The sequence below is a fragment of the Desulfovibrionales bacterium genome (assembly GCA_028715605.1).
GTDB lineage: Bacteria > Desulfobacterota > QYQD01 > QYQD01 > QYQD01 > QYQD01.
Genome location: JAQURM010000020.1, coordinates 1 through 22,505, shown reverse-complemented (window position 1 = coordinate 22,505; position 22,505 = coordinate 1). Strand labels below are relative to the sequence as shown.

At 52.0% G+C, this 22,505-nt stretch carries 20 protein-coding genes; 13 read left to right on the top strand and 7 right to left on the bottom strand.

Going from position 1 to position 22,505, the window contains the following annotated elements; genetic code table 11:
- Nucleotides 1-329: 329 nt before the first annotated feature.
- The gene (locus PHT49_11965; GenBank protein ID MDD5452600.1) at nt 330-1,298 is read right to left on the bottom strand and encodes a PfkB family carbohydrate kinase; all 969 of its coding nucleotides are present in this window, start codon (nt 1,296-1,298) and stop codon (nt 330-332) included.
- A gap of 406 nt (nt 1,299-1,704) precedes the next feature.
- Here PHT49_11965 and ftsE point away from each other — a divergent pair, with 406 nt between their 5' ends.
- From ftsE to PHT49_11935, 6 genes are all read left to right on the top strand, one after another.
- Nucleotides 1,705-2,370, top strand: a complete 666-nt coding sequence (gene ftsE, locus PHT49_11960; protein MDD5452599.1) for a cell division ATP-binding protein FtsE — start codon at nt 1,705-1,707, stop codon at nt 2,368-2,370.
- Nucleotides 2,367-3,254, top strand: a complete 888-nt coding sequence (locus tag PHT49_11955) for a permease-like cell division protein FtsX (protein ID MDD5452598.1) — start codon at nt 2,367-2,369, stop codon at nt 3,252-3,254. Before ftsE ends, PHT49_11955 begins: the two co-directional genes overlap by 4 nt.
- Complete coding sequence (locus PHT49_11950) at nt 3,251-4,447, top strand: peptidoglycan DD-metalloendopeptidase family protein (GenBank protein MDD5452597.1); 1,197 nt, start codon at nt 3,251-3,253, stop codon at nt 4,445-4,447. The genes PHT49_11955 and PHT49_11950 overlap by 4 nt, the downstream gene beginning before the upstream one ends.
- A gap of 115 nt (nt 4,448-4,562) precedes the next feature.
- Nucleotides 4,563-5,927, top strand: coding sequence for a S41 family peptidase (locus PHT49_11945; protein MDD5452596.1), 1,365 nt, complete (start codon nt 4,563-4,565; stop codon nt 5,925-5,927).
- 15 nt (nt 5,928-5,942) lie between these two features.
- Nucleotides 5,943-6,869 (top strand): divergent polysaccharide deacetylase family protein, encoded by a 927-nt coding sequence (locus tag PHT49_11940; GenBank protein MDD5452595.1) that lies wholly within the window; start codon nt 5,943-5,945, stop codon nt 6,867-6,869.
- Nucleotides 6,870-6,881: 12 nt separating this feature from the next.
- Nucleotides 6,882-7,910, top strand: coding sequence for a hypothetical protein (locus PHT49_11935; GenBank protein MDD5452594.1), 1,029 nt, complete (start codon nt 6,882-6,884; stop codon nt 7,908-7,910).
- Here the strand turns inward: PHT49_11935 and thiD are convergent.
- The 5 genes from thiD to PHT49_11910 form a co-directional block, all read right to left on the bottom strand.
- Entirely contained in the window at nt 7,902-9,230 is a 1,329-nt protein-coding gene (gene thiD, locus PHT49_11930) for a bifunctional hydroxymethylpyrimidine kinase/phosphomethylpyrimidine kinase (GenBank protein MDD5452593.1), read from the bottom strand. The two genes, PHT49_11935 and thiD, sit on opposite strands and share 9 nt — an antisense overlap.
- Entirely contained in the window at nt 9,227-10,540 is a 1,314-nt protein-coding gene (thiC, locus tag PHT49_11925; GenBank protein ID MDD5452592.1) for a phosphomethylpyrimidine synthase ThiC, read from the bottom strand. The genes thiD and thiC overlap by 4 nt, the downstream gene beginning before the upstream one ends.
- A 358-nt stretch (nt 10,541-10,898) precedes the next feature.
- Nucleotides 10,899-11,471, bottom strand: coding sequence for a class I SAM-dependent methyltransferase (locus tag PHT49_11920; protein MDD5452591.1), 573 nt, complete (start codon nt 11,469-11,471; stop codon nt 10,899-10,901).
- A 44-nt stretch (nt 11,472-11,515) separates the two neighbouring features.
- Nucleotides 11,516-11,713, bottom strand: a complete 198-nt coding sequence (locus PHT49_11915; protein ID MDD5452590.1) for a hypothetical protein — start codon at nt 11,711-11,713, stop codon at nt 11,516-11,518.
- Nucleotides 11,714-11,840: 127 nt separating this feature from the next.
- A complete protein-coding gene (locus tag PHT49_11910) occupies nt 11,841-12,725 on the bottom strand; it encodes a patatin-like phospholipase family protein (protein MDD5452589.1) in 885 nt (294 codons plus the stop codon).
- Between the two features lie 251 nt (nt 12,726-12,976).
- Here PHT49_11910 and PHT49_11905 point away from each other — a divergent pair, with 251 nt between their 5' ends.
- Both PHT49_11905 and PHT49_11900 read left to right on the top strand, forming a co-directional pair.
- Complete coding sequence (locus tag PHT49_11905; protein ID MDD5452588.1) at nt 12,977-13,576, top strand: VOC family protein; 600 nt, start codon at nt 12,977-12,979, stop codon at nt 13,574-13,576.
- A gap of 64 nt (nt 13,577-13,640) precedes the next feature.
- Nucleotides 13,641-13,880, top strand: a complete 240-nt coding sequence (locus PHT49_11900; GenBank protein MDD5452587.1) for a hypothetical protein — start codon at nt 13,641-13,643, stop codon at nt 13,878-13,880.
- Between the two features lie 17 nt (nt 13,881-13,897).
- Here the strand turns inward: PHT49_11900 and PHT49_11895 are convergent, their stop codons facing one another.
- Nucleotides 13,898-15,058 (bottom strand): cytochrome c3 family protein, encoded by a 1,161-nt coding sequence (locus PHT49_11895; protein MDD5452586.1) that lies wholly within the window; start codon nt 15,056-15,058, stop codon nt 13,898-13,900.
- 236 nt (nt 15,059-15,294) lie between these two features.
- On the opposite strand from PHT49_11895, the gene PHT49_11890 reads away from it, so the two are divergent.
- From PHT49_11890 to PHT49_11870, 5 genes are all read left to right on the top strand, one after another.
- Nucleotides 15,295-15,870, top strand: a complete 576-nt coding sequence (locus PHT49_11890) for a TetR/AcrR family transcriptional regulator (GenBank protein MDD5452585.1) — start codon at nt 15,295-15,297, stop codon at nt 15,868-15,870.
- The gene (locus tag PHT49_11885) at nt 15,867-17,186 is read left to right on the top strand and encodes a TolC family protein (protein MDD5452584.1); all 1,320 of its coding nucleotides are present in this window, start codon (nt 15,867-15,869) and stop codon (nt 17,184-17,186) included. Before PHT49_11890 ends, PHT49_11885 begins: the two co-directional genes overlap by 4 nt.
- Before the next feature lie 182 nt (nt 17,187-17,368).
- Nucleotides 17,369-18,577 (top strand): efflux RND transporter periplasmic adaptor subunit, encoded by a 1,209-nt coding sequence (locus tag PHT49_11880; protein ID MDD5452583.1) that lies wholly within the window; start codon nt 17,369-17,371, stop codon nt 18,575-18,577.
- A 12-nt stretch (nt 18,578-18,589) separates the two neighbouring features.
- Complete coding sequence (locus PHT49_11875) at nt 18,590-21,751, top strand: efflux RND transporter permease subunit (protein ID MDD5452582.1); 3,162 nt, start codon at nt 18,590-18,592, stop codon at nt 21,749-21,751.
- 66 nt (nt 21,752-21,817) lie between these two features.
- The coding region (locus PHT49_11870; GenBank protein ID MDD5452581.1) for a TolC family protein at nt 21,818-22,505 on the top strand (688 nt) is incomplete at its 3' end.

Here is a 22,505-nt window from a genome sequence, read left to right as displayed (position 1 = left end):
ACTCGATGGCGGCAGGGATAAAGCCGCTTCGCATATTCTCATAGGCCGTGCTGAGCAAATCCCTGGCCGCCTTATCCCGTCCGGTAGAAAACCAGCCTATCAGGTAAGACACGAGATATTCTCCTTTTATATGAATGAATCTCGAAATCAAGAAATCAGGAATAGAACAGTATTCTTCTTCATGAGTTCATGAGTTCCAAATTTAAGAATCATGCAGCATTTCAGGCCCTTGAAAGCTGGAGTGATCCAATGTTTTCAAACAGCTAAAATGTTACAAGGATTTTGGGAGATCTTTTTTAATGCTATCTCTTTCTCTGTGCCCTCTGTGGTTAAATCTGAAAAAAATTTGCCAGGTCTTTGTGCGTAGGATACCTGCTCCGCCCATAGCCGGTTACGCTCTTGGCCGCCATTCCGGCAGCGAAAAGGCCACACGGAATCAAGGGCTGCCCCATAAGAAGTCCGGCCAGAAAACCGGCATTATATACGTCGCCCGCCCCGGTGTTGTCCACTACCGGGACCTCTTCCGCCGGCACATTAAATTCCTCCTCGCGAGAGAGGACATACGACCCTTCTCTTCCCCGCTTGCAGACCAAAATAGAAGGCCCCATGGTCAAAAGCTCCCTGCAGCCAGCTTTGTAGCGCTTCCCGGTCAGTTTCTGTATCTCTCGATCCGTCAAAAAAAGGACAAAACTCTTATGGATGATGGGGAATATCTCTTTTAACCCCTTGCCGGCATAAATCTCTCCCGGATCGAAACTCAATCTCACCTGTGAAGGGAGATTTTCGGCTAATCTGATCTGGGATGAGAGCGATTTTTGCCCTACAAAAGAGGAAAAATGTAAAAATCTCGCCTTATTCGCGACGATTATGTCTTTCTTCCCTGTAGCCACCGTCTTATTTGTATTGGGAAAGACTATTATAGATCGATCTTCACGCTTATCTATAACGATGAGACAGGCCCCGCTTTTGCCCTGCCGCCGGATGTGGCAGGCATCAACTTTGCCAAGAGACTTTAGCAGCAAGTCTCCGGCCTCATCCTGACCTACCTTCCCGATAAATCCGGTTTTAAAACCCATCCGGGCCAGGGCAAAAATGGTGTTGGCGGCCGAACCGCCGCCGGAGGTCCTCTTCAATTTGCCGTATTTTTCTATCAGGGCTTTGATCCTGGGAAAGAGGCGCTCACTATAAAATATCTCCTGTCCGGGCTGCAAAGGAAGTTCGTGTGAAAGGATACTCAGACTATCTACGGAATAGATATAGTCCAGATTCAAGGCCCCAAAGCCGATCACGTCATACATAGGAGATGCCGATTGTTTGCGAGTGTACTAAAGCGTTTGTATCCGGAAACTGCTGTTTCCGTCTCCAGGCTTTAAGCGGTCAGCGATCAGCCGTCAGCATGTTTGTTATCCGTTAACCGTTGTCCGACATTTTATTTCGGTAAACGGTCAACAGTAAACGGTGAACCGGCTTCATGCTGATAGCTGAGTGCTGATTGCCCCATCCGTAATTTTTGGGTTTTCGGATGGGAACTAAACCATAATGAATTGTCATCTGAATTATATCAAACTCTTTTATTATTTTCCAACTATTCTGATTGATAGTGAAAAAGTTAAAAAACCCACATGGGGGGAGTAAATACTTGCACAATAATGCGGTCATCATTATAATCAGGACAACTTTTGCCGATAAATTGTAAAAAACAAAATGGACTCCCCCTTAATTGAATTAAAGCATGTCTATAAGTCTTACGAGCAAGACCTCACCGTCCTTGAAGACATTAATCTCCGTATAGGCAAGGGGGAATTTGTCTTTGTCAACGGGCCGAGCGGGGCGGGAAAGACGACACTGCTCAAGGTCATGCTATGCCTCGAGCGTTCCACCAAAGGCGAGGTCTGGGTAGATGGGATAAACCTCAAGCGCCTGGCCAATTACAAAATCCCGTATCTCAGACGACGGATGGGGATGGTCTTCCAGGATTTTAAATTGATAGAAAATCTGACCGTTTTTGAAAATGTGGCCCTGGCTATGGAGGTCTGCGGCGTAAAAAAATCGGTCATAGAGCATAAGGTCGATCAGGTCTTGAAAAGCCTGGGATTAGAAATAAAAAAACGCATATATCCACGCCGTCTCTCCGGGGGCGAACAACAACGGGTAGCCATTGCCCGGGCCGTGGTAAATGACCCTTTAGTGCTTTTAGCAGATGAACCGACCGGGAACCTGGATGCCGGACGCGCTGCGGATATCATGTCACTTTTTAATGAAATCAGCGCCCGCGGCACTACAGTCATCTTTGCTACGCACAACCAGGAATTGATTCGTTCCACGGCCAAAAGAGTGATCATTCTGGATCAAGGCAGGATCGTAACTTGAGCATCATTCCGTATATAATCCCCAGAACCTTCTCCAACATGCGGGGTAACTGGTTATCCCACTTAATGACCGCCCTGACTATAGCCTTTGTCGTCCTCATCTTCGGACTGTCAACCCTGATTTACTTCAACCTCCACCGCCTGGCGGAAAACTACAGCCGCGAGATACGCATCGTGACCTATATCGATCCGGCTCTCCCTCCTGAGGACATCGAAAATCTCAAGGCGAAAGTCCTTAAACTGCGTGGCGTGGCCAAGATACGATACATTACCAGTCAGGAAGGGTACCAAAGGCTTGTTCAACAATTTCAAGATGAGAAAGATATCCTGGCCGGCCTGGGCGAAGATTTTCTCCCCCCCACCCTGGAAATTGAGGTGACGGGGACCATGCATAATCTGGAACGCATCCGTCCGCTAGTTTCTGAGTTAACCTCCCTGCCCGGAATAACAGATGTATATTACGGGAAGGAATGGGTGGAAAGATTGCGTCAGGCAGCAGATTTTACCCGGCTTACAACCCTTGCTATCGGGGGCTTATTACTCCTCACCACCATATTTGTCGTCTCTAACACCATCAAGCTGACCATCTATCTGCGGCGTAATGAACTGGAAACCATGCGACTGGTCGGCGCTACCAACTTCTTCATCCGGGGGCCCTTTGTCCTGGAAGGTATGCTGCAGGGACTGGTGGGATCAGGGCTGGCTATGCTGGCTTTATTCGCACTCTTCGAGTTTTTAAAGACACAGGTCAACTTCCCCGGTTTTATACGATTCTTTAGCCCGATATTTTTACCTATACCCGTTGTAACCGGTATCATAGCGGGCAGTATAATTCTCTGCGCAACGGTGAGCGCATTTTCCCTGCGTCAGTTCTTACGGGTATGAAAGCGATAACCTTTATAACCATACCTCTCTTTGTTTTCTGTGCGCTAACTCCAGCCTTAGCCGGGGATAACCTGAAAACTAAATATGAACAGGAACGCCGGAACGTCGATAATATCCATACACAGATACAGGAGAGAAAAAAGGAGGCCTCCCGTCTTACAGAAAAGGAACAGGAGATTCTGTCTGCTCTGGGAAGACTTGAAGACTCTATAGACCGTCAAAATGCCCGCATGGAAGATTTGACCTGGAAGCTTAACCAGAAAAGGGGATATCTCGCGCAGGCGGAACAGCGCCTTAAGGAAACTGAAGAGGAGGCCCGCCATCTCAAAGAACAGGCCAGACACAGGGTAGTTTCTTATTATAAATTCGGCCCGGTAGGCCTTATGAATATGGTGTTTAGTTCACACTCCTTCCCGGATCTCCTGGCCCGTCAGGAAGCCCTCAGGTTTATGTTACGCAAAGATGGAGAGGCCATCTTCACATATCAGGCAAGTCTTAATGAGCTGTCTCAGATAAGGCAAGAAATACTGACTTCTAACCAGGCCTTACAACAAATGAAAGAAAAAGTACAAAATGAAGCCCTCCATCTTGAAAAATTGCGTCAGGAAAGGGCTGATCTATTGGCCGCGGTCTGCCGGAAGAAAAAAGCGTGTCTCCAGGATATCAGAGAGTTGCAAGAATCCGCAGAAAGACTCAATGCCACTATCCGGGCGCTACAGCGTAAAATGGAAGAAGGGGTCCGGCAAAAACCTGATACACAACTACGGCGGGGCTTTGCTGCCCAAAAGGGCAAGCTTGACCCGCCGGTAAAGGGCAAGGTAATCGGATTATTCGGCCGGGTAAGACGCAGCAAGTCCGGGGCTACTATCGTCCGCAATGGAATCGATATCCAGGCCCCTGCCGGCACGGAAATACATTCCATTTACACCGGACGGGTCATTTATGTTGGCAACTTAAGAGGATATGGTAATATAACAATCTTAGATCATGGGGACAAATACTACAGCCTTTATGCGCATGCCTCTGAATTCTTTAAGGAGGTCGGGGGCCTGGTGAAAAAAGGCGAAACCATCGGGTTGGTTGGCGCTGTAGGATATTTACTTGGAGAATGCTTATATTTCGAGATAAGAAACGGTGGAAAACCGGAAAATCCATTGTCGTGGATAGATGCAAGAAGGCTTACTTTTGACTAGATGGAGAGCTCACCGCAGAGAACGCAAAGAAAAGCATTTTTTGCCGTTTAAAGCCGTATTTTTCTGGCGCGCTCTGTGGTAAATAAATATACAGGACCCTAAGGAAGGAGATACTATGTCAATCAAGCTATCGCGAAAAAAAATCTGGCTGGGGGTAAGCTTCGTCCTTATTGTTGCGCTTTTTACCTGTTTATACAATGGGTTAATGGCCTCAGCCGCTACCAGGGAAGCCTACGAAAAGCTTAAATTGTTTTCCGATGTACTGGATATCGTCGAAAAAAATTATGTAGAAGAGGTCAAGACAGAAGACCTGATCTATGGATCCATCAAAGGCATGCTGGAAACCCTCGATCCCCACTCCTCCTTCATGACCCCCGATGACTTTAAGGAATTGCAGGTAGAAACCAAAGGGGTTTTTAGTGGAATTGGGATCGAGATAACATTAAAAGATGGCGTACTGACTGTTGTATCCCCTATTGAAGGGACGCCTGCATACAAGGCAGGGTTAAAGGCCGGGGATCGCATCCTGAAAATCGATGGGAAAACGACTAAAAATATGTCTTTGACAGAGGCGGTTAAAAAACTGCGCGGACCCAGGGGGACAAAAGTAACCATATCTATTCTCAGGGAAGGATGGGCAGAGGTTAAAGATTTTGCGCTTGTTCGTGACGTAATACCCATCCACAGCGTCAAGCATAAGACCATGGAAGAAGGTTACGGTTACGTGCGAATTATTAATTTCCAGGACAAAACCAGCCAGGACCTGAAGTCCGCCCTGGACGACCTTGAGCAACAAAATAAGCCTCTTAAGGGATTGATCCTGGACTTAAGAAACAATCCGGGCGGGCTCCTTGATCAGGCGGTAAAGGTGGCCGATGAATTTATAGAGGAAGGGATTGTTGTCTATACCGACGGCCGGATCAAAAGTCAAAATGTACGGTTTACCGCCCATGAAGGAGAAAAACCCCATCCTTATCCTATAATCGTTCTCGTCAATGAAGGCAGCGCCAGCGCCTCGGAAATTGTAGCCGGAGCGCTTCAAGATCATAAAAAAGCTATTATATTAGGGGCACAGACCTTTGGCAAGGGCTCAGTCCAGACCGTTATCCCGTTGGATGACGGCTCCGGCCTCCGCCTGACCACAGCCCGCTATTACACCCCAGGCGGCCGCTCCATTCAGGCCAAGGGCATTACCCCGGATATAATAGTGGCCAGCCAATTTAATCTACACGGCGAGGAAATGAAAAAAATAAAAATACTGCGTGAGAAGGACTTAGAGCACCATATAAAGAATGACCGGGAAGAGGCAGGGCCTGAAACACAGCCGGATATCGGGGAAGAGGTAGAAAAGCCGGATACGGATAAGGACAAAAAAGATGACAAAGCTGCCGGGGCAACTTTAGAAGAAGATATACAGCTCAACCGGGCATTACAAATCCTCAAGAGCTGGGAGATATTCTCTAAGGTAAAAGTGAATTAAAGGCGCCGGTCAGATTTGGCTTCACGTTCCGGTAACAGAAGAAAACGGCCTTCGGGTAAGGCCCGGAAAGAACGGGCTTTGTCCGGGGGCCTTTTCCGTTTACTGGGCATCCTCTTCATCCTGGCGGTCGCAGCGGGAATTGTATATTTAATTAAGACTGAAGCGCCTGAACAGTCTCCTGATAGAAAAGACATAGGAAAGCCGGGTATCATTTTTGAAGAGCCTGCCCCGCCGGAAAAAATCAAAGTAGCAGGCCGTGCCAGGCCGCTTTCCACGCCCGCGCTTCCACAGGTGGCCATCGTCATAGACGACCTGGGATATAATCCCCGTATAGACGCTGCTTTTATAAAACTGAATGCGCCTATTTCCTTTTCATTTTTGCCCTTCGGCCCGCACACCAAAGAGACAGCTACGCTTGCCCATAACTGCGGAAAGGACGTCCTGCTCCACCTCCCTATGGAGGCCGCTTCGTCTCCGGAATCCAAGATCGGCCCGGGGGCGCTTTTTTTGAACATGGATGGCGGCGCCATAGCTGCGCAGATACAGGCTGATATGGAGGTCGTTCCTTATGTAAAGGGAATCAACAACCACATGGGTTCAAGGTTTACAGCAGATGCAGGCAAAATGGAGATTGTCCTTAGAGAAATACAGAAAAAGGGCCTGTTTTATCTGGACAGCCGGACCACGCCACTCACCAAAGGCCTGTCCGTGGCCCGGTCAATGGGCGTCAGGAGTGCGGAACGGGATGTATTTCTGGATAACGAGCAGGAGCCGAATGCTGTGCGTGCACAGATCGCCCGCCTCATCTCTGAGGCCCGCACGCATGGATCAGCCATCGGCATCGGGCATCCGCATCCGGTGACCTATCAGGTCTTAAAAGAGGATCTGACGGCCTTAAAAAAACAGGTGGAAATTGTCCCGGTCTCCGAGCTGGCAGAATAGGAGAAAACAGCCATGAAGATTACTGCAACTGCGCCTATGCGGGTCGATCTGGCCGGCGGCACCCTGGACATATACCCGCTCTATGTCTTTGAAGGCGGCGCCTACACTGTAAATACGGCCATCGGCATCCGGAGCCGCGTGGTACTGGAAACGCGTAATGATCACAAAATCATCATATATTCTAAAGACCTGGATATGGAAATCTCTGTGCCGAATGTGGACAAACTGAGACCCGAAGGGCCATTAGACCTCATAACCCGCACCGTAAAATATTACCGGCCCGATGCCGGGCTGACTGTTACCACAGAAAATAACATACCCAAAGGATCGGGGCTGGGGGCCTCCTCCACCCTCCTTATGGCCTTAAGCCATGCCCTCATCCGTCTCTCCGGCCAAAGGCCGGATAAAGAGGAAGTGATCGACATTGGAGCAAACATCGAGGCCCAATCCATAAAAGTCCCCACCGGGAAACAGGATTACTACCCGGCCTCTTACGGCGGGATAAACGCCATCTGGTTCGGCATTGACGGCGTAAAGCGCTCGTCCATAGATGTCCCCAAAGGTTTCACCCAGGAACTGGAAGAACGCACGGTCCTCAGTTTCGTAGGCGCGCCGAGATTTTCCGGCGCCACGAATTGGAATATGATGAAGGCCTACATTGACAACCAGGGCCAGACCGTAGCCAACCTGCGCCGTATAAAGCAAACCGCCCTGAAGATGAAACAGGCATTGGAACAGGGAAGTTTCCCTGCCCTGGCGCAGCTCCTGCGTGAAGAATGGCAAGACCGTAAAAACCTGGCGCCGGGCGTAACCAATCCGCAGATAAACAACATTATGGCTGCCATCAAAAAAAAAGGGGCCTTGGCCGGCAAGCTCTGCGGGGCAGGCGGAGGCGGGTGTATGGTTACCCTTACCCGAAAGGGAGCGAAAGCCAGGGTAGAACGTTATTTACAAAAGGCGGGCATAGTGGTGCTGCCGTTTAAGATAGAAAGGCGTGGGGTAATTGTCTCCGGGACCGCCAAAACGCATGAATCAGACTAACATCAGCAGCTTGCTGACCACTTCTTCCGGATCGCGGCCCAGGATGCGGACCATAGGCTCTTTACCCACATCCCCGCAGTCGTAAATTATATCCGGTATCTTCTTGGCATCCTCCAGGGCTATATCTATTCCCCATCTCAGAGAAGCCCCTTCCTTATACTTAACATCGGGGGGCTCTTTCTGCCGGTCAAAAGAGGCCACACACCACTTCAATTGACGGCATTTCTTTATGATATCTTCCCCGAAACGAATATTCATGGCGGAACGATAGGCAGGGTCATGGCGCATGACGGCCAGGATAATACGGGCCATGTGATGGGAAGCCCCGAACCCTGGAGCGGCCAGCGTATCCACAGAATCCCCGATTCCGATAATCCGGCCCGGTATAGCGGCAACATCGCTTTCATCCTCAGCCAAAGGCAGGGCATAGCCGAGGTTGGACTGGACTTCGGGTATGAGATGTCGTACAGGCTGGCCGCCTTTAAGCGTTGCCACCGCCTTCTCCAGGGCGGTGATAACCTGATAGCGGGACATCTCTCTATCCACGTATGCATAAGGATTGGCCGGCCAGGCGCCCCTGCCGATCGGGAAAGAAGACCTTATGGCCAGGGTGACAAAGGACTTGGCCCTGGCTACAGCATCGACCAATTCATAACCCTGGGCCAGAAACGTAGCCAAGGCCGCGGAAAACGCGCAGCCGGTGCCGTGTTTATTTTCGCCCGGGACTCTTTCCGCCCGGAAATGATAAATGCCTTCACCGTCAAAAAGGACATCGACCGGATCGTCTGCAAGGTGCCCGCCCTTAATGAGGACATTGACCGGACCCAATCCGGCTATGGCACGAGCGGCCTTCTCCATGTCAGCGACTCTCTTCACCTTTAGCCCGCTCAAGACCTCGGCCTCAGCCAGGTTAGGCGTAACCACATAGGCCAGAGGAAGTAGCTCTGCCTTGAGGGCAGGGAGCGCCGCAGGTTCCATCAGCGCCTCACCGCCTCCGGCCAGGAGTACCGGATCCACGACAATTTTTCTTATTCGGCAGGATTTGAGCCGGGCGGCAACCGCCGAGATAATCCCGGCATTCGCCAGCATTCCGGTCTTTACGGCATCTGCGCCGATATCGGAGAGGATAGACTTCATCTGCGCGGCCACAAAGTCCGGAGGCACAGGATGGACGGCCTGTACCCCTCGTGTATTCTGGGCGGTCAGGGCGGTGATAACACTCAAGCCATATCCGCCAAGGACGGCAATCGTCTTCAGGTCGGCCTGGATGCCGGCGCCGCCGCCAGGATCGGATCCGGCTACGGTAAGAATTTGTTTCATTTCTTTCTCTTTGAGGATTGTTTCCTGATGGCCCGCTTATAGACCTTAATGGCGCAGTACTCACCGCACATGGTACAGGTCGGGCCGTGATAGGCCCCGCCTTCCTCGCGGTAGGCCTTAGCTTTCTCCGGATCAATAGAAAGGCTTATCTGCCCTTGCCAATCAAGGGCGCTACGGCTCCGGGCCATGCTTTCGTCCGCCTCCAGCGCCCCCGGGACCTTCTTGACAATATCGGCGGCATGAGCGGCAATCCGCGAGGCCACCACACCTTCTTTAACATCCTCCAGAGAGGGAAGCTTGAGATGCTCGGCAGGCGTAACATAACACAGAAAATCGGCTCCGGCCGCAGCCGCAATAGCGCCCCCAATGGCACCGGTGATATGGTCATAACCGGGGGCGATGTCGGTAACCAGAGGCCCCAGGACGTAAAACGGCGCGCCGAAACATAGCTTTTTCTGAAGAAGCACGTTCGCCGCAATCTGATCCATGGGCATGTGTCCGGGGCCTTCGATGATAACCTGGACGCCGGCATCCCAGGCCCTTCGGGTCAATTCTCCAAGAACCACCAGCTCCTGTATCTGACCGAGATCGGTAGCGTCGGACAGACATCCGGGTCGCAGTCCGTCGCCTAAGCTAAGGGTTACATCATAGGCCCTGGCGATGGCCAGAAGTTCATCAAAGTGCTCATAAAGCGGATTCTCTTTCTGATTATACTCCATCCATTCCAGGGTAAACGCCCCACCCCGGCTCACTACGCCCAGGATGCGCCCGGCCTTTTTTAACCGCGCCGCAGATTCCCGCGTAATCCCGCAGTGCACGGTCATAAAATCCACGCCTTCCTCGGCCTGCCGCTCGATCGTCTGCAGGATGTCCTTCACCCGCATGTCCACGATGGATTTCTTCCTCTTTTCCACCGTTTCCACCGCTGCCTGATAGATGGGCACAGTGCCCAGCGGCACCGGACAGTGTTTCAGTATCACCCGTCGGATCTCATCTATGGGCCCGCCGGTGCTCAGATCCATCACCGCATCGGCGCCCACGGAAAGGGCCACCTTTAGTTTCTTCAATTCATATTCGATATCCACGTGGTCTTTAGAAGTGCCGATATTGGCATTGATTTTGGTCTTAAGGCCCTGGCCAATGCCCACAAATCGCTTCAACTTGCGGTTTTTGTTGGCCGGTATGGCCATACAGCCGGAGGCGATGCCTTTGCAAATTTCCGCAGCAGCAACGCCTTCATCCTGGGCGCACCTTTTCATGGCCGGGGTAATCTTCCCCTGGACCGCCGTTTCTCTGAGAGTCATAGACATAATAAAAAAATCTCCCGGTTATGATATAAAGTTAGGTGACATGCATGATAACCGTCTCGTCCTTTTCTTGTCAATGATAAATGAAGTCTGGAGTTTTCTTGGGTGAACCTTTTATCTCTTCGCTTCACGGCTTGCGCAGTGACCCTTCCGGGGCTCGCAGGCGGGGAATACTTGCCCCTTCCAGCCTCTAAAGGGCTGGCTTTCCCCTTTCTGCTCGCCCTCGGTGAGTGCCCCACTGCTCCAGCAAGTTTCGCTTAGAGAGAAAGGGTTCCCTAAGATTCAAGAAAAGCCGGACTGTCAACGAAATCATAGTAGTTAGCAGCAAATAAAGTGGAGTGAAGGGATCAAGGGTATTTCTTTACTTTTTACGTTGGAATAACAGCCCGTAAAAATACTCGCTGGGAGCAAATTCTTTGGCGAGTTCATAGCCGTGCGCCCTGAAAAGGCTAATGGCCGTATCTTTCGGGATCCGGATATGCATGGGCGGCCCCATATCTGTCTTTTTTTCGTTCCAGTCAACCACGACAACATAGTGTTCAAGCCTTGAGATGCGCCTTATTTCTTTTAAAAAATCTTCCGGATTATGGAACTCATGAAGTACGGCTACGAGAAAGAAGATGTCCAGTATGTTATCTGCAACAGGGATATCATTTTCGGTCGAGTGTACAATGGTGATGTTGTCCAGACCCTTAGCCCGTTCCGCAAGGACGGAAAGCATTCCGGGTTCAATATCCACCGCAAAAACCTGACACTGCGGCGACTTCCGGGCCAGTGGTATAGTCAGATACCCGGTGCCGCAGCCGATATCTGCAATATTTGCCCCCTCCGGCAGATCAACCGCCTCTATAATCTTCTCCACCGGAAGCATCTCTTTTCTTTTTTCACTATCCAGCGCCGTCATGTGAGAGGGATCAAATTTTCTATTAGTCACTTCTCCGCTCCCTAACATAATTCGCGGTCTCAGGGAAAAGACTATCAGGTCAGAAGGATATTTCGCCCGGCTGTCTTGTCTATTTTATCTCCCACCGAGGCGCCGCAATAAGCGCACAGATATTCATACTTATCCCCTTCAGGCAGAACCAGGAGGAGCCGCTTCCGCACGGGGACAGCCTCTTTGCATTTAGGACAATAAAGCGCTGTAGCCTCAAACTGGTCGAAACTGCTACCTTGCATCGGAGGACAAAAATTAGAGTTCACGGTCTGACTCCCTGGGACTTATCTTGCATTTACAAGATATATAAATCGTTTCTCTAATCTGTCAAGGTTCCGGTCGCTCTCCCTGTTGATGATTCGATAGGAGCTATTCTAATCTTCCTTCTTGTCTGAGTCTGGTGATTAGATCTTTAATTTTAGGCAATGCCTCGATCGCTGCCTTTTCACCCTCAAGGATAGCCTCGTGCCTTTTTGAGAAATCACTCGAGGCTATGTACCCCACCTTCGGCGCTATCACTACATCTGCTCTTAAAAGCTGCGTGCAAGCAAGTCTAGAGTACATAATGCCTATCGATTGCAGTATGGTTTCTATTGTGCTTTCAGGCTGCTTCCCCCCGGCATCTGAGGATATATCCACGGCAATCACTATGTCAGCGCCAAGCCTTCTTGCCGCATCAACTGCGACCGGACTTACGACCCCTCCGTCTACATACATCCTGTCTGAGATTGACACCGGCCTGAAGATACCCGGTATTGAGCAGCTGGCCCTTACTGCCTGGCCGGTGTTCCCCCTGCCAAAGACAACCTCCTGTCCGCTCTGTATGTCTGTTGCCACCGCGTAAAAAGGGATCCTCAGTTTCTCTATAGGGGTATTATTAAACGTCTTATTTATGTAACCCTCAAGTCTTTCTCCCCTTATGAATCCATTGTCTGGGACAGTCAGATCGATTATATCCCCTTTTTCGACGGAAAAAGCTATCTTCTGCAGTTGATAGGCATTGTAGCCGTACGCGTAAAAACTCCCTACAAAACTGCCTGCGCTCGTTCCGACTATAAAATGAATCGGGATGTGATTGTTTTCTAAAATCTTAAGGACTCCTATATGGGCAAACCCCTTTGACGATCCGGATCCAAGTACCAGAGCTATTCGTGCCGGTTTCACCGGAGGTTGCACCTGTACAGGCGCACATGAAGCCACAACCAATATAAAGACCATAAATAAGCTGGTCAGGTATATCCTTGCCTTGTCCATAAGTTCTCGCCTCTTTGTTTGTACGTTCAACACAGTTTAAAGGGCTTTTTGTTTAGATATGATTATACCTTAACTGAAACGCCCTACGCTATAAATATTCCAACAATCGTTTCAGTTGAAAAATTGCACGCTGCGCCTGGTCCGTTTAGCAAATAGTCAAAATGAATAAGCTTGATCAGTTGCCCGGCTGTATGATATTTTTTCTAAAATCACAGGCCAGATAATAAATGGGACGTAAGGGAGGCCATACGATGATAAAATTCAATGGGATTAATCACCTGGCGATGGTCACCGGAGACATGGATAAGACCATCCGCTTCTGGAGAGATTTACTGGGCATGAGATTGGTGGCCGGGCTGGGGCGACCCGGCTACAGGCATTACTTTTTCCAGATCTCAGGAAACGATCTGATCGCATTTTTTGAGTGGCCCGGAGTCAAGCCTGTTGAGGAAAAAGATCACGGCCGACCGGTCACAGGTCCTGTCGTCTTTGACCATGTCTCCTTTGGCGTAGAAACCGGGGAAGACCTCTGGGAAATAAAAGATAGACTCGCTGCAGCCGATGTCTGGGTGACGGAGGTAATCGACCACGGCTTTTTCCACTCGATCTACGCCTTTGACCCCAACGGCATCCCCATTGAGTTCAGCCATAACGTAGAGGGTATAGATATTCGGAAGAATCCGGTGATGGCAGATTCCGCTCCCTCTGCTGTAACCCGGGAAGGCGCAGGGCCCCAACCTGATAAATGGCCACAGGCAGAAAGTCCGACTCCGCTGGCAGATCGCAGGGTCTATCCCGGCTATGGGAGCGAGCTATGGAATAGAAAAAACAGCCTTGAAAGCAAGGAATAAAGGTGGTAGTGTCACTAAAATTAGTCTAACTATCAGGATAAATATTGCCGCACGGGAGTATAACATGAATGATTTTTGTATTATCTGCCACGACCGTGAGGACCTGAGCGACTGGGTCCATCCGGTGTCAAAAGAGCGATACAAAATCTGCGGTTATTGTAAGAAAAGCATTATCGGCCTCTGTCAGCATTGCAGAGAACTCGTCTTTAAGACAGACCATTTTGGTTATGACGACTCAGGAAATATCATGTGCTCTAAATGTGTCCATATGGCCGAGCTTTCTGAAGACAGTTGTTCGAGATAAATCCTTTCTACCGGCGTTCAAAATATCGGTCTGCCCTGCATATGTTCAGCGCCATGATAGTGGCAGTTAATGCAAGGATGCATTGAATGTGAATGGGTATGACACTTACTGCAAAGGGTGTTCCAGTCAGTATTAGTGTTGGCGCTTACATCGGTAATGCCGCCATTAACCCCCTTCCGTACAAGGTAGCCGTAATTAGGCGAACCGTGCGGTTCATGGCAGTCCGTGCAAGTCAGGACATAGTTCTGATTGACGGCGCTATAAGGTGATTTCCTCTCATCCGTATCGAGCCGCTTCCAGCTATCTTGAATCCCGTGAACACTTTGAGACCAATCGATTTTTTTCACGGCCCTCCCCAGAGTAGTGCTCTCGATTGTATTAGTGGCATTGTGGCAATCGGTACAGAACGTTATGTAATCAGGAGTTTTTCCTGCCTGTATCGTCCGGTCATTACTGATCCCGTCGGGCTCTAGCTCACCCCCTGTTTTATTGTAATATTTTGGAGGTTGGTAATTTGCGCCATAAGAGCTCATGCGCTCAGAGGGATCATCATCACCCCAGAGACCGGTATGATGCGAAGGGCGGGAGATGGCCGTATATGAAGGATTCCCCGGGTACGCCTTATTTCTCCTGGCAATGTGGACATTATGGCAGCCGGAGCATGGGTTACTGTCAACAGGGAAGTCGGCAAAATTTATATGGCTGCCGCGGGCACCGGTGATGAAGTCATATATATCCTTCATATTATGATAAGAAGGGCTATAAAATGCGTCGAAGATATTATCAGGACTTGTAAGGCTTAGCGCCCCGCCAAAGGTATAGCTGTAACTGTAATTATTAAAGGCCGGATTTTGCAAAGAACCAGCCCCTGAATAATGGCAAAAGAAGCAGAGATTATCCCTCTGCCAGTACGGATTTGAAATGGCGCTCGTATTAAAGTTATTGGCAAATAGACACCATTTAGACGGCTCACCATCCACCGGTTCCGGCTCGTCCCCGTCTATACTGGCGTGTTGCTCATGGCAATGCGCACAATGTCCCCCGGCGTATTGGGCTATGCTCCTCCTGCTCACACCATAGGCGCTATCGCCGTGCGCCGAACTGGTATAAGGTCCGGCATGAAGATTATCAGCGAATAAAAAGACACAGATAACGAGCCATACCAAAATACGCTTCATTCAGTCCCCTAAACGTGGTCATGCTTATTACAATTTTAAGCAGATCGTGTCAATAAGCTTGCGGGAAAGCCTACATCTCTCTTGACAATAGCCTTGGGTTTCGATATATGGTGAACATACGTTCACCTGAACGTATGTTCACCATTTCGGGAAGATGATTTGCCAATACCCTGATAGCTGAACGATCACACCTTATGTAACGTCAAAAACCGGGGCGGAAGCAGTCCGCAAGCAGCATGAACAGACGTAAAGCACCTGAATCGAAAAAAATTATCCTCGAGGCGGCCGGCGAGGTCTTCGCCGAAAGGGGTTACTCAGGGACCACTATCCGGGAGGTCGCCCGGCGGGCCGATATAAGTATCGGGGGCATCTATATTTATTTTCAGAATAAGGAAGAACTTTATCTCGAACTCACGCGTGACCACATGGAAACCTTCCGGAAGCACACTGAGATGCTCAGCGATAAAGAACCTCTCGCCGCTCTAAAGGCCTTGATAGAATACCACCTGGATTACGCTATCAAAAATACCGGCCTGATCTCCATGCACATCAAAGAGTACGACCTGGAATTTAAAAAAAACCTCAAAAAGACCTTCTTTGACTCACAGCAACGGCTGGTCACGGGCATACTCAAAAAAGGGGTCATGCAAGGAATATTTAAAGATATCAACTGCGAAGAGACGGCAAAAGTTATACTTTTCAGCCTGAGGGGGGCCACTATGGATTATCTCTTCGGTCAGATCAGAGACTTAAAAAAATACGGCGAGTCTCTTTACCGGTTGATGCTAAACGGGATAAGGAGAGCGGCATGATCAGAGTAAAGTTTGCCTTCCTGGGACATGTATTAACCCTTCTGGCGGCGGTTCTGACATTTAACAGCCCGGCCGCAGCCCGGGAGTATTCACTCGACGACCTCTACCGCATTGCCCTGGAGCGCGCAGAACGGATAAAGATATCAGAGGAAGACCTCTATATCACAGAAAGAGGTAAAGACAAGGCCCTTGCCGTGCTGCTGCCCAGGCTTTCCGCCTTTGGGGATTACACGCGGTATAGCGATGACAAAACCTCGGCCTCAGGTTTCATCATCCAACCCGAAGATTCTACGTCATGGGGGTTAAGGCTCGACCAGACGTTATCTTTAAGCGGCCGGGAAGTCACCGCCTTTAAAATATCAAAGGAAAACATAGAAAAAAGCCGGCATGACCTTTATGCAGCGAAAGAGGAATATCTTTTTGGAGTCTCCTCGGCCTATTACGATGTCCTCAAGGCCCAAAAGGCCGCGGAGATCGCCAGGGCCAATGTAGAGAGGTTGACCACGCACAGGGATGCCGCCTCCATAAGGCTCAAGGTAGGCGAAGTAACCAAGACCGCCCTCCTCCGGGCAGAAGCAGAGTTATCCGGCGCGCAGTCGGAACGGGTAAAGGCAGAAAACAGTCTCAAGTTAGCAAAGGCGGTGCTGGCCCGGCAAGCGGGGATAAGCGAAGACTACGAGCTTAAAGAGTCCGGTGTCAAGGCCGAAACCTTCAAAGACCGTTCTCTCGTCTCACTAAAAGAAGAGGCCATCACCGAACGAGCAGAGGCGAAGTCTCTCGATCTCCAGAAGAAATTGGCAGAAGAGCAGGTCCGATATGTACGGGGGGCCTACTGGCCAACCGTTTCTGTCGAGGGGGTTTATTCGAGGGAAGAGGACAGCCCGGCCTCTTCCTTTGCCCTGGAAGAAACCACTTATGGCGGGATCAGGTTAAACTTCCCTTTCTTTGAGGGCGGGCTTAGAAGGGCGGAGGTGAAAGAGGCAGAGTCCAGACAAAGACAATCTGAACTCATCTATGAAGATTTAAAGAAGACCATAAATATAGAAGTGGAGAATGCCTACCTGGACCTGATAACCCAAAGGGAAATCCTGAAATCCCTTGAAGACCAGCTCGCCTTTGCCAGGGATAACTACAATGCCACCTCCAAACAGTTTGAGTTCGGCCTGGCCAATAGTATAGATGTGATGGACGCCAACACCCTGCTGGTCACCTCAGAAAGGCAGTTGGCAGAGGCAAGACTTAACTATCAGTTGGCAGACTTGCGACTGAAGCGGACCACGGGGACGCTGTTAAAGACAGCAACCAGCGGTCAGTAGTCAGTGGTCATATGCTCTTCATGGGGTTGGTTGACCCGTGATTATTGAAGCTCCCTGCAGTCCGCCTACGGCGGACGGGGAATCTCCGTATGCAAGGTATAGACATAGTATCCGCTCGCTGTGCATGTTCATGGGGACTTGAGAACTCAATCCGCTCATCATCGATATTTGGAGGATCTCTGATGCAACTCAACGGAACTGTTTATGAACCATTTAAATGGAGTATGCTTTGGGCGGCGCTGTTAGGCGGCCTTTTGCTGGGCGGCTGCGACCGCCGGCAGCAATCTCCGCCGCCCCCTGTCCCGGAAGTAGCCACGGTGACAATCCAGCCGCAAAAGGTCGTGCTGACCGCTGAATTACCGGGCCGCACATCCGCCTATCTCATTGCGGAAATCCGGCCCCAGGTCAGCGGCCTCATCCAGAAACGCCTGTTCCGGGAAGGTTCCGATGTCAAGGCCGGACAGGTGCTTTATCAGATCGATCCTGCCCCCTTTCAGGCGGCGCTCGACAATGCCAGGGCCGCCCTCGACAGAGCCGAGGCCAATATGCCCTCGATCCGTTTGAGGGTTGATCGCTACCGGGACTTGCTCGCCGACAAAGCAGTAAGCCAGCAGGACTACGACGATGCCTCGGCTGCCCTGAAGCAGGCTGAGGCTGATATTCAGTATTGTAAGGCGAACGTAGAGATGGCCCGTATCAATCTGGGCTACACCCGCGTCATCGCCCCCATCTCCGGCCGCATCGGCAGATCCAACGTAACGGATGGGGCGCTGGTGACGGCGCATCAGCCGCTGGCCCTGGCAACCATTCAACAACTGGACCCCATTTACGTGGATGTGGCCCAATCCACCACCGAACTGCAGCGATTGAGGCGCTGCCTGGAGGACGGCCGCCTCAATCAAAACGGAACGAACCAGAGCAAGGTCAAGCTCATCCTGGAAGACGGCACGGCGTATCCATGGGAAGGGGCGCTCCAGTTTCGCGACGTCACGGTGGACCCTACTACCGGGTCCGTCATCCTGCGGGTTGTCTTTCGCAATCCAAAAGGCGTTCTCCTGCCGGGCATGTTCGTCCGGGCGGTGGTGAAAGAAGGCGTCAATGAACGGGCCATCCTGATTCCTCAGCAGGCCGTGTCACGCGATCCAAAGGGAAACCCCTTCGCGCTGATCGTGGACGGCGAGGGAAAGGTTGGGCAGAGGATGCTCACTCTCGACCGAGCCATCGGCGACCAATGGCTGGTCTCAGCAGGGCTTGCACCCAACGAGCGTGTGATCGTCGAGGGTATGCAAAAAACGCAGCCCGGCGCTGCTGTGAAGGCGGTTCCTTTTGACGCAGGTCGGAAAGAAGCAGTCCCCGCGAGTACGGCCCAACCGGCCGCAAAATCGAAGTGATGGAGACGTGTGATGTTATCTAAATTCTTTCTGGATCGTCCGGTCTTCGCCTGGGTCATCGCTATCATCATCATGGCGGCCGGCGGGCTGGCAATATACAACATGCCCATCGCTCAGTATCCCCCCATCGCCCCGCCGGCCATCGCCATCGATGCCTTTTTCCCAGGGGCCTCGGCGGAGACGGTGGAAAACACCGTGACCCAGATCATTGAGCAGAAGATGACCGGTCTGGACGATATGCTTTACCTCTCCGGCACCAGTTCTTCATCAGGCGCGGCCCGCGTCGAGATGACCTTCGCCCCGGGGACAGATCCGGATATCGCCTGGTCCAAGGTGCAGAACAAGCTGCAGCTCGCCATGGCCAGCCTTCCCGATGTGGTGCAGCGCTCCGGCGTCAAGGTCAGCAAATCCACCAGAAATTACCTGATGATCGTCGGGCTTACTTCGGAAGACGGCAGCATGAGCGGCGACGACCTGCGGGACTACGCCCAGTCGAATCTGGAAAAGATCCTGTCCCGGGTGCCGGGGGTGGGCGAAGTCGAGAATTTCGGCTCGCAGTATGCCATGCGGGTCTGGGTCAACCCCGACAAGCTGACCAACTACCACCTGACCATGGAGGATGTCATCCTGGCGCTCAAGGCCTACAACGTCGAGGTCTCCGCCGGTCAGTTAGGCGGGACGCCGGCCGTGGAGGGGCAGCGCCTGAACACCGCCATCATCGTTCAGCATCTGCTCCAGACCCCGGAAGAATTCGCCGCCATCCCCATCCGTACCAATCCGGACGGTTCGGTGGTACGGATCAGGGACATCGGCCGGACGGAACTGGGGACCGAGCGCTCCGATATTGTGGCCAAATATAACGGCAAACCCTCCGCAGCCATGGCCATTCGTCAGGCTGCCGGCGCCAATGCCCTGGATACGGCCAAAGCCGTTAAACAAAAACTGGAGGAGATGAGCCGCTACTTCCCCTCCGGCATGAAGGTGATCTATCCTTACGATACCACCCCATTTACCAAGGTGGCCATCGATGAGGTGGTCAAAACCCTGTTCGAAGCGATCCTGCTGGTCTTTGTGATCATGTATCTTTTCATGGGTAATATCCGGGCCACCCTTATCCCCACCATCGCCGTGCCGGTGGTGCTGTTGGGGACCTTCGCGGTTCTTGGGGCCTTCGGTTTCTCCATCAACATGCTGACCATGTTCGCCATGGTGCTGGCCATCGGGCTATTGGTGGACGACGCCATCGTGGTGGTGGAAAACGTGGAGCGGATCATGGCCGAGGAGGGCCTTTCGCCCAGAGAGGCCACGGCCAAGTCCATGGGCGAGATCACCAGCGCCCTGATCGGCATCGGTCTGGTGCTCTCGGCGGTCTTCGGCCCCATGGCCTTCTTTCAGGGCTCCACCGGGGTTCTCTACCGCCAGTTTTCCGTGACCGTCATCGCTTCCATGCTCCTTTCGGTGGTCGTGGCCCTGATCCTGACCCCGGTCCTCTGTGCGTTGTTCCTTAAACCGATACCGGCCGGGCATGAACCGGCGGATAATGCGGTTTCTTTCCTGCGCCCATTTTTTAAATGGTTTGATCGGGTTTTTGTCCGGATCAGAGGCCTCTATGTGGGAGTCGTCGGCCGCTCCTTTTCAAAAACAGCGCGGTACGTGGTTATATATCTTTTGATTGTCACGGCGGTGGGCTTCCTCTTTCATCGGATGCCCACATCCTATATCCCGGATGAGGACCAGGGAATTCTGATGGTCCAGGCCATGCTGCCGTCGGGTTCCACCCTTGAGCAGACTGAAAAAGTCATGAACAGGGTAAGGTACCATTTTATGGAGCATGAGAAAGACGGGGTGGAATCCATAATGGCCGTGGCCGGAATCAGTTTTGGCGGCCAGGGACAGAATATGGCCCTGGGATTTGTCAAACTCAAGGACTGGAAGCTGCGCCGGCGGCCGGACCTGAAGGTCAAGGCCATCGCCGACAGGGCCATGGAGGCATTTTCACAGATAAAAGGCGCCATGGTCTTCGCCTTCCCGCCGCCGCCGGTCATCGAACTGGGGATGGCCACCGGGTTTGATTTTCAGTTGCAGGACCGCGGCGGCCTGGGCCACGAAAAACTGATGACGGCCCGCAATCAGCTTCTCGGCATGGCGGCCCAGGATTCACGACTGGTCAGAGTTCGACCCAACGGCATGGAAGATGTGCCCGAATACCACATCGACGTTGATTGGGACAGGGCCGGCGCGCTGGGAATCTCCATCAGCTCCATTCACAACACCATTGCGGCGGCCTTAGGCAGCGCCTATGTCAACGACTTTATCCAGGCCGGTCGGGTCAAAAAGGTCTATGCCCAGGCGGATGCCCCCTATCGCATGCTGCCGAAGGATCTGGAAAAACTCTATGTGCGGAACAGCGTGGGCAAGATGGTGCCCTTTTCTTCCTTTGCCTCCTGCAGGTGGGCTCAGGGTTCTCCCAAGCTGGAGCGCTACAACGCCTTTTCTTCCATCAACATCTGGGGCGAACCGGCCCCGGGTCGCAGTACGGGCGAGGGGATGGCCGCCATGGAAGAGATCGCAGCAAAGCTGCCCCAGGGGATCGGCTTTGACTGGACCGGGCTGTCCTACCAGGAGCGGATGGCAACGGCTCAAGGGCCTATCCTGTACGCCTTTTCCATTTTCGTAATCTTCCTTTGTGTGGCCGCCCTGTATGAAAGCTGGACCATCCCTTTTGTCAATCTGTTGATGCTGCCGCTGGGTGTATTGGGCGCTATACTGGCAACTTCATTTCGGGGACTGTCCAACGATGTCTACTTCCAGATCGGATTCCTTACCACCCTTGGCCTTTCGACAAAAAATGCCATCCTGATAATCCAGTTCATAAAGGAACGGATGGGCCGCGGCGACGGCCTTATCGACGCAACCCTTGGGGCCGTAAAAACACGATTCCGACCCGTCATCATGACCTCCCTGGCCTTCTTTTTCGGGGTCCTGCCGCTGGCCATCTCCACAGGCGCAGGCGCCGGCGCGATGAACGCCATCGGCACCGCCGTTTGTGGTGGAATGCTATCCGCCACGTTCATCGATCTCATTTTTATTCCAATGTTCTTTGTCCTTATCTCCAATATATTCAAAAGGAAACAAAAGGAGCAACCCCCTGAACACTCGATTGAACATGCATAGCGAGCGCATTCCCCGCTGCTTGCGGCGGGGAGCTTCAATCCACCGGCCCCCAGGAGGTGCGTTAATATGACAAGAAAAACGTTATTGATCCTGGGTGTATTTGTCTGCCTCGGCGGCTGCACTATGGCCCCGAAATATACCCGGCCGGAGGCGCCGGTTTCGACTGAATGGCCGACCGGAGCGGCATACCAGGAGATCAAAGCTGCGTCCGGCGCTCCGACCGCCTTGGAGCTGGGGTGGCAGGAATTTTTCACCGACCCAAAGCTTCAAAAGATTATCGAGACGGCTCTGAATAACAACCGGGACCTGCGGCTTGCCGCCTTGAACATGGAAAGGGTGCGCGCCCTGTACGGCATTCAACAAGCTGAGCTGTTCCCGGTGGTCAATGCGGTGGGAGAGGGAGCCAAACAACGCCTTTATTCCGATTTTGTAAGCCCCGGCGGGGGTACGATGACAACCGAACAATACAGCGTTGATCTGGGTATCGCCGCCTGGGAGATCGATTTTTTCGGCCGTATCCGCAGCCTGAAAGACCAGGCATTGGAAGAATACCTGGCCACGGATGAGGCCCGCCGCGGCGCGCAGATCGCGCTGGTGTCCGAGGTCGCCAGGGTGTACCTGACCCTTGCCGCTGACCTGGAAAATCTCAAACTGGCCCGCTCCACCTTGGCGACCCAGCAGGCCGCCTATGATTTAATAAGGCGTCGATATGAAGTCGGCGTCGCCAGTGAACTGGACTTGCGTCAGGCGCAAA

What these genes read in the sequence shown, in the direction of transcription:
- PHT49_11890 (MDD5452585.1), top strand. Translation starts at nt 15,295, where the DNA reads ATGAACAGACGTAAAGCACCTGAATCGAAAAAAATTATCCTCGAGGCG.
- PHT49_11905 (MDD5452588.1), top strand. Translation starts at nt 12,977, where the DNA reads ATGATAAAATTCAATGGGATTAATCACCTGGCGATGGTCACCGGAGAC.
- thiC (MDD5452592.1), bottom strand. Translation starts at nt 10,540, where the DNA reads ATGTCTATGACTCTCAGAGAAACGGCGGTCCAGGGGAAGATTACCCCG.
- PHT49_11950 (MDD5452597.1), top strand. Translation starts at nt 3,251, where the DNA reads ATGAAAGCGATAACCTTTATAACCATACCTCTCTTTGTTTTCTGTGCG.
- PHT49_11895 (MDD5452586.1), bottom strand. Translation starts at nt 15,058, where the DNA reads ATGAAGCGTATTTTGGTATGGCTCGTTATCTGTGTCTTTTTATTCGCT.
- PHT49_11900 (MDD5452587.1), top strand. Translation starts at nt 13,641, where the DNA reads ATGAATGATTTTTGTATTATCTGCCACGACCGTGAGGACCTGAGCGAC.
- PHT49_11910 (MDD5452589.1), bottom strand. Translation starts at nt 12,725, where the DNA reads ATGGACAAGGCAAGGATATACCTGACCAGCTTATTTATGGTCTTTATA.
- PHT49_11965 (MDD5452600.1), bottom strand. Translation starts at nt 1,298, where the DNA reads ATGTATGACGTGATCGGCTTTGGGGCCTTGAATCTGGACTATATCTAT.
- PHT49_11945 (MDD5452596.1), top strand. Translation starts at nt 4,563, where the DNA reads ATGTCAATCAAGCTATCGCGAAAAAAAATCTGGCTGGGGGTAAGCTTC.
- ftsE (MDD5452599.1), top strand. Translation starts at nt 1,705, where the DNA reads ATGGACTCCCCCTTAATTGAATTAAAGCATGTCTATAAGTCTTACGAG.
- PHT49_11880 (MDD5452583.1), top strand. Translation starts at nt 17,369, where the DNA reads ATGCAACTCAACGGAACTGTTTATGAACCATTTAAATGGAGTATGCTT.
- PHT49_11875 (MDD5452582.1), top strand. Translation starts at nt 18,590, where the DNA reads ATGTTATCTAAATTCTTTCTGGATCGTCCGGTCTTCGCCTGGGTCATC.
- PHT49_11935 (MDD5452594.1), top strand. Translation starts at nt 6,882, where the DNA reads ATGAAGATTACTGCAACTGCGCCTATGCGGGTCGATCTGGCCGGCGGC.
- thiD (MDD5452593.1), bottom strand. Translation starts at nt 9,230, where the DNA reads ATGAAACAAATTCTTACCGTAGCCGGATCCGATCCTGGCGGCGGCGCC.
- PHT49_11885 (MDD5452584.1), top strand. Translation starts at nt 15,867, where the DNA reads ATGATCAGAGTAAAGTTTGCCTTCCTGGGACATGTATTAACCCTTCTG.
- PHT49_11915 (MDD5452590.1), bottom strand. Translation starts at nt 11,713, where the DNA reads ATGCAAGGTAGCAGTTTCGACCAGTTTGAGGCTACAGCGCTTTATTGT.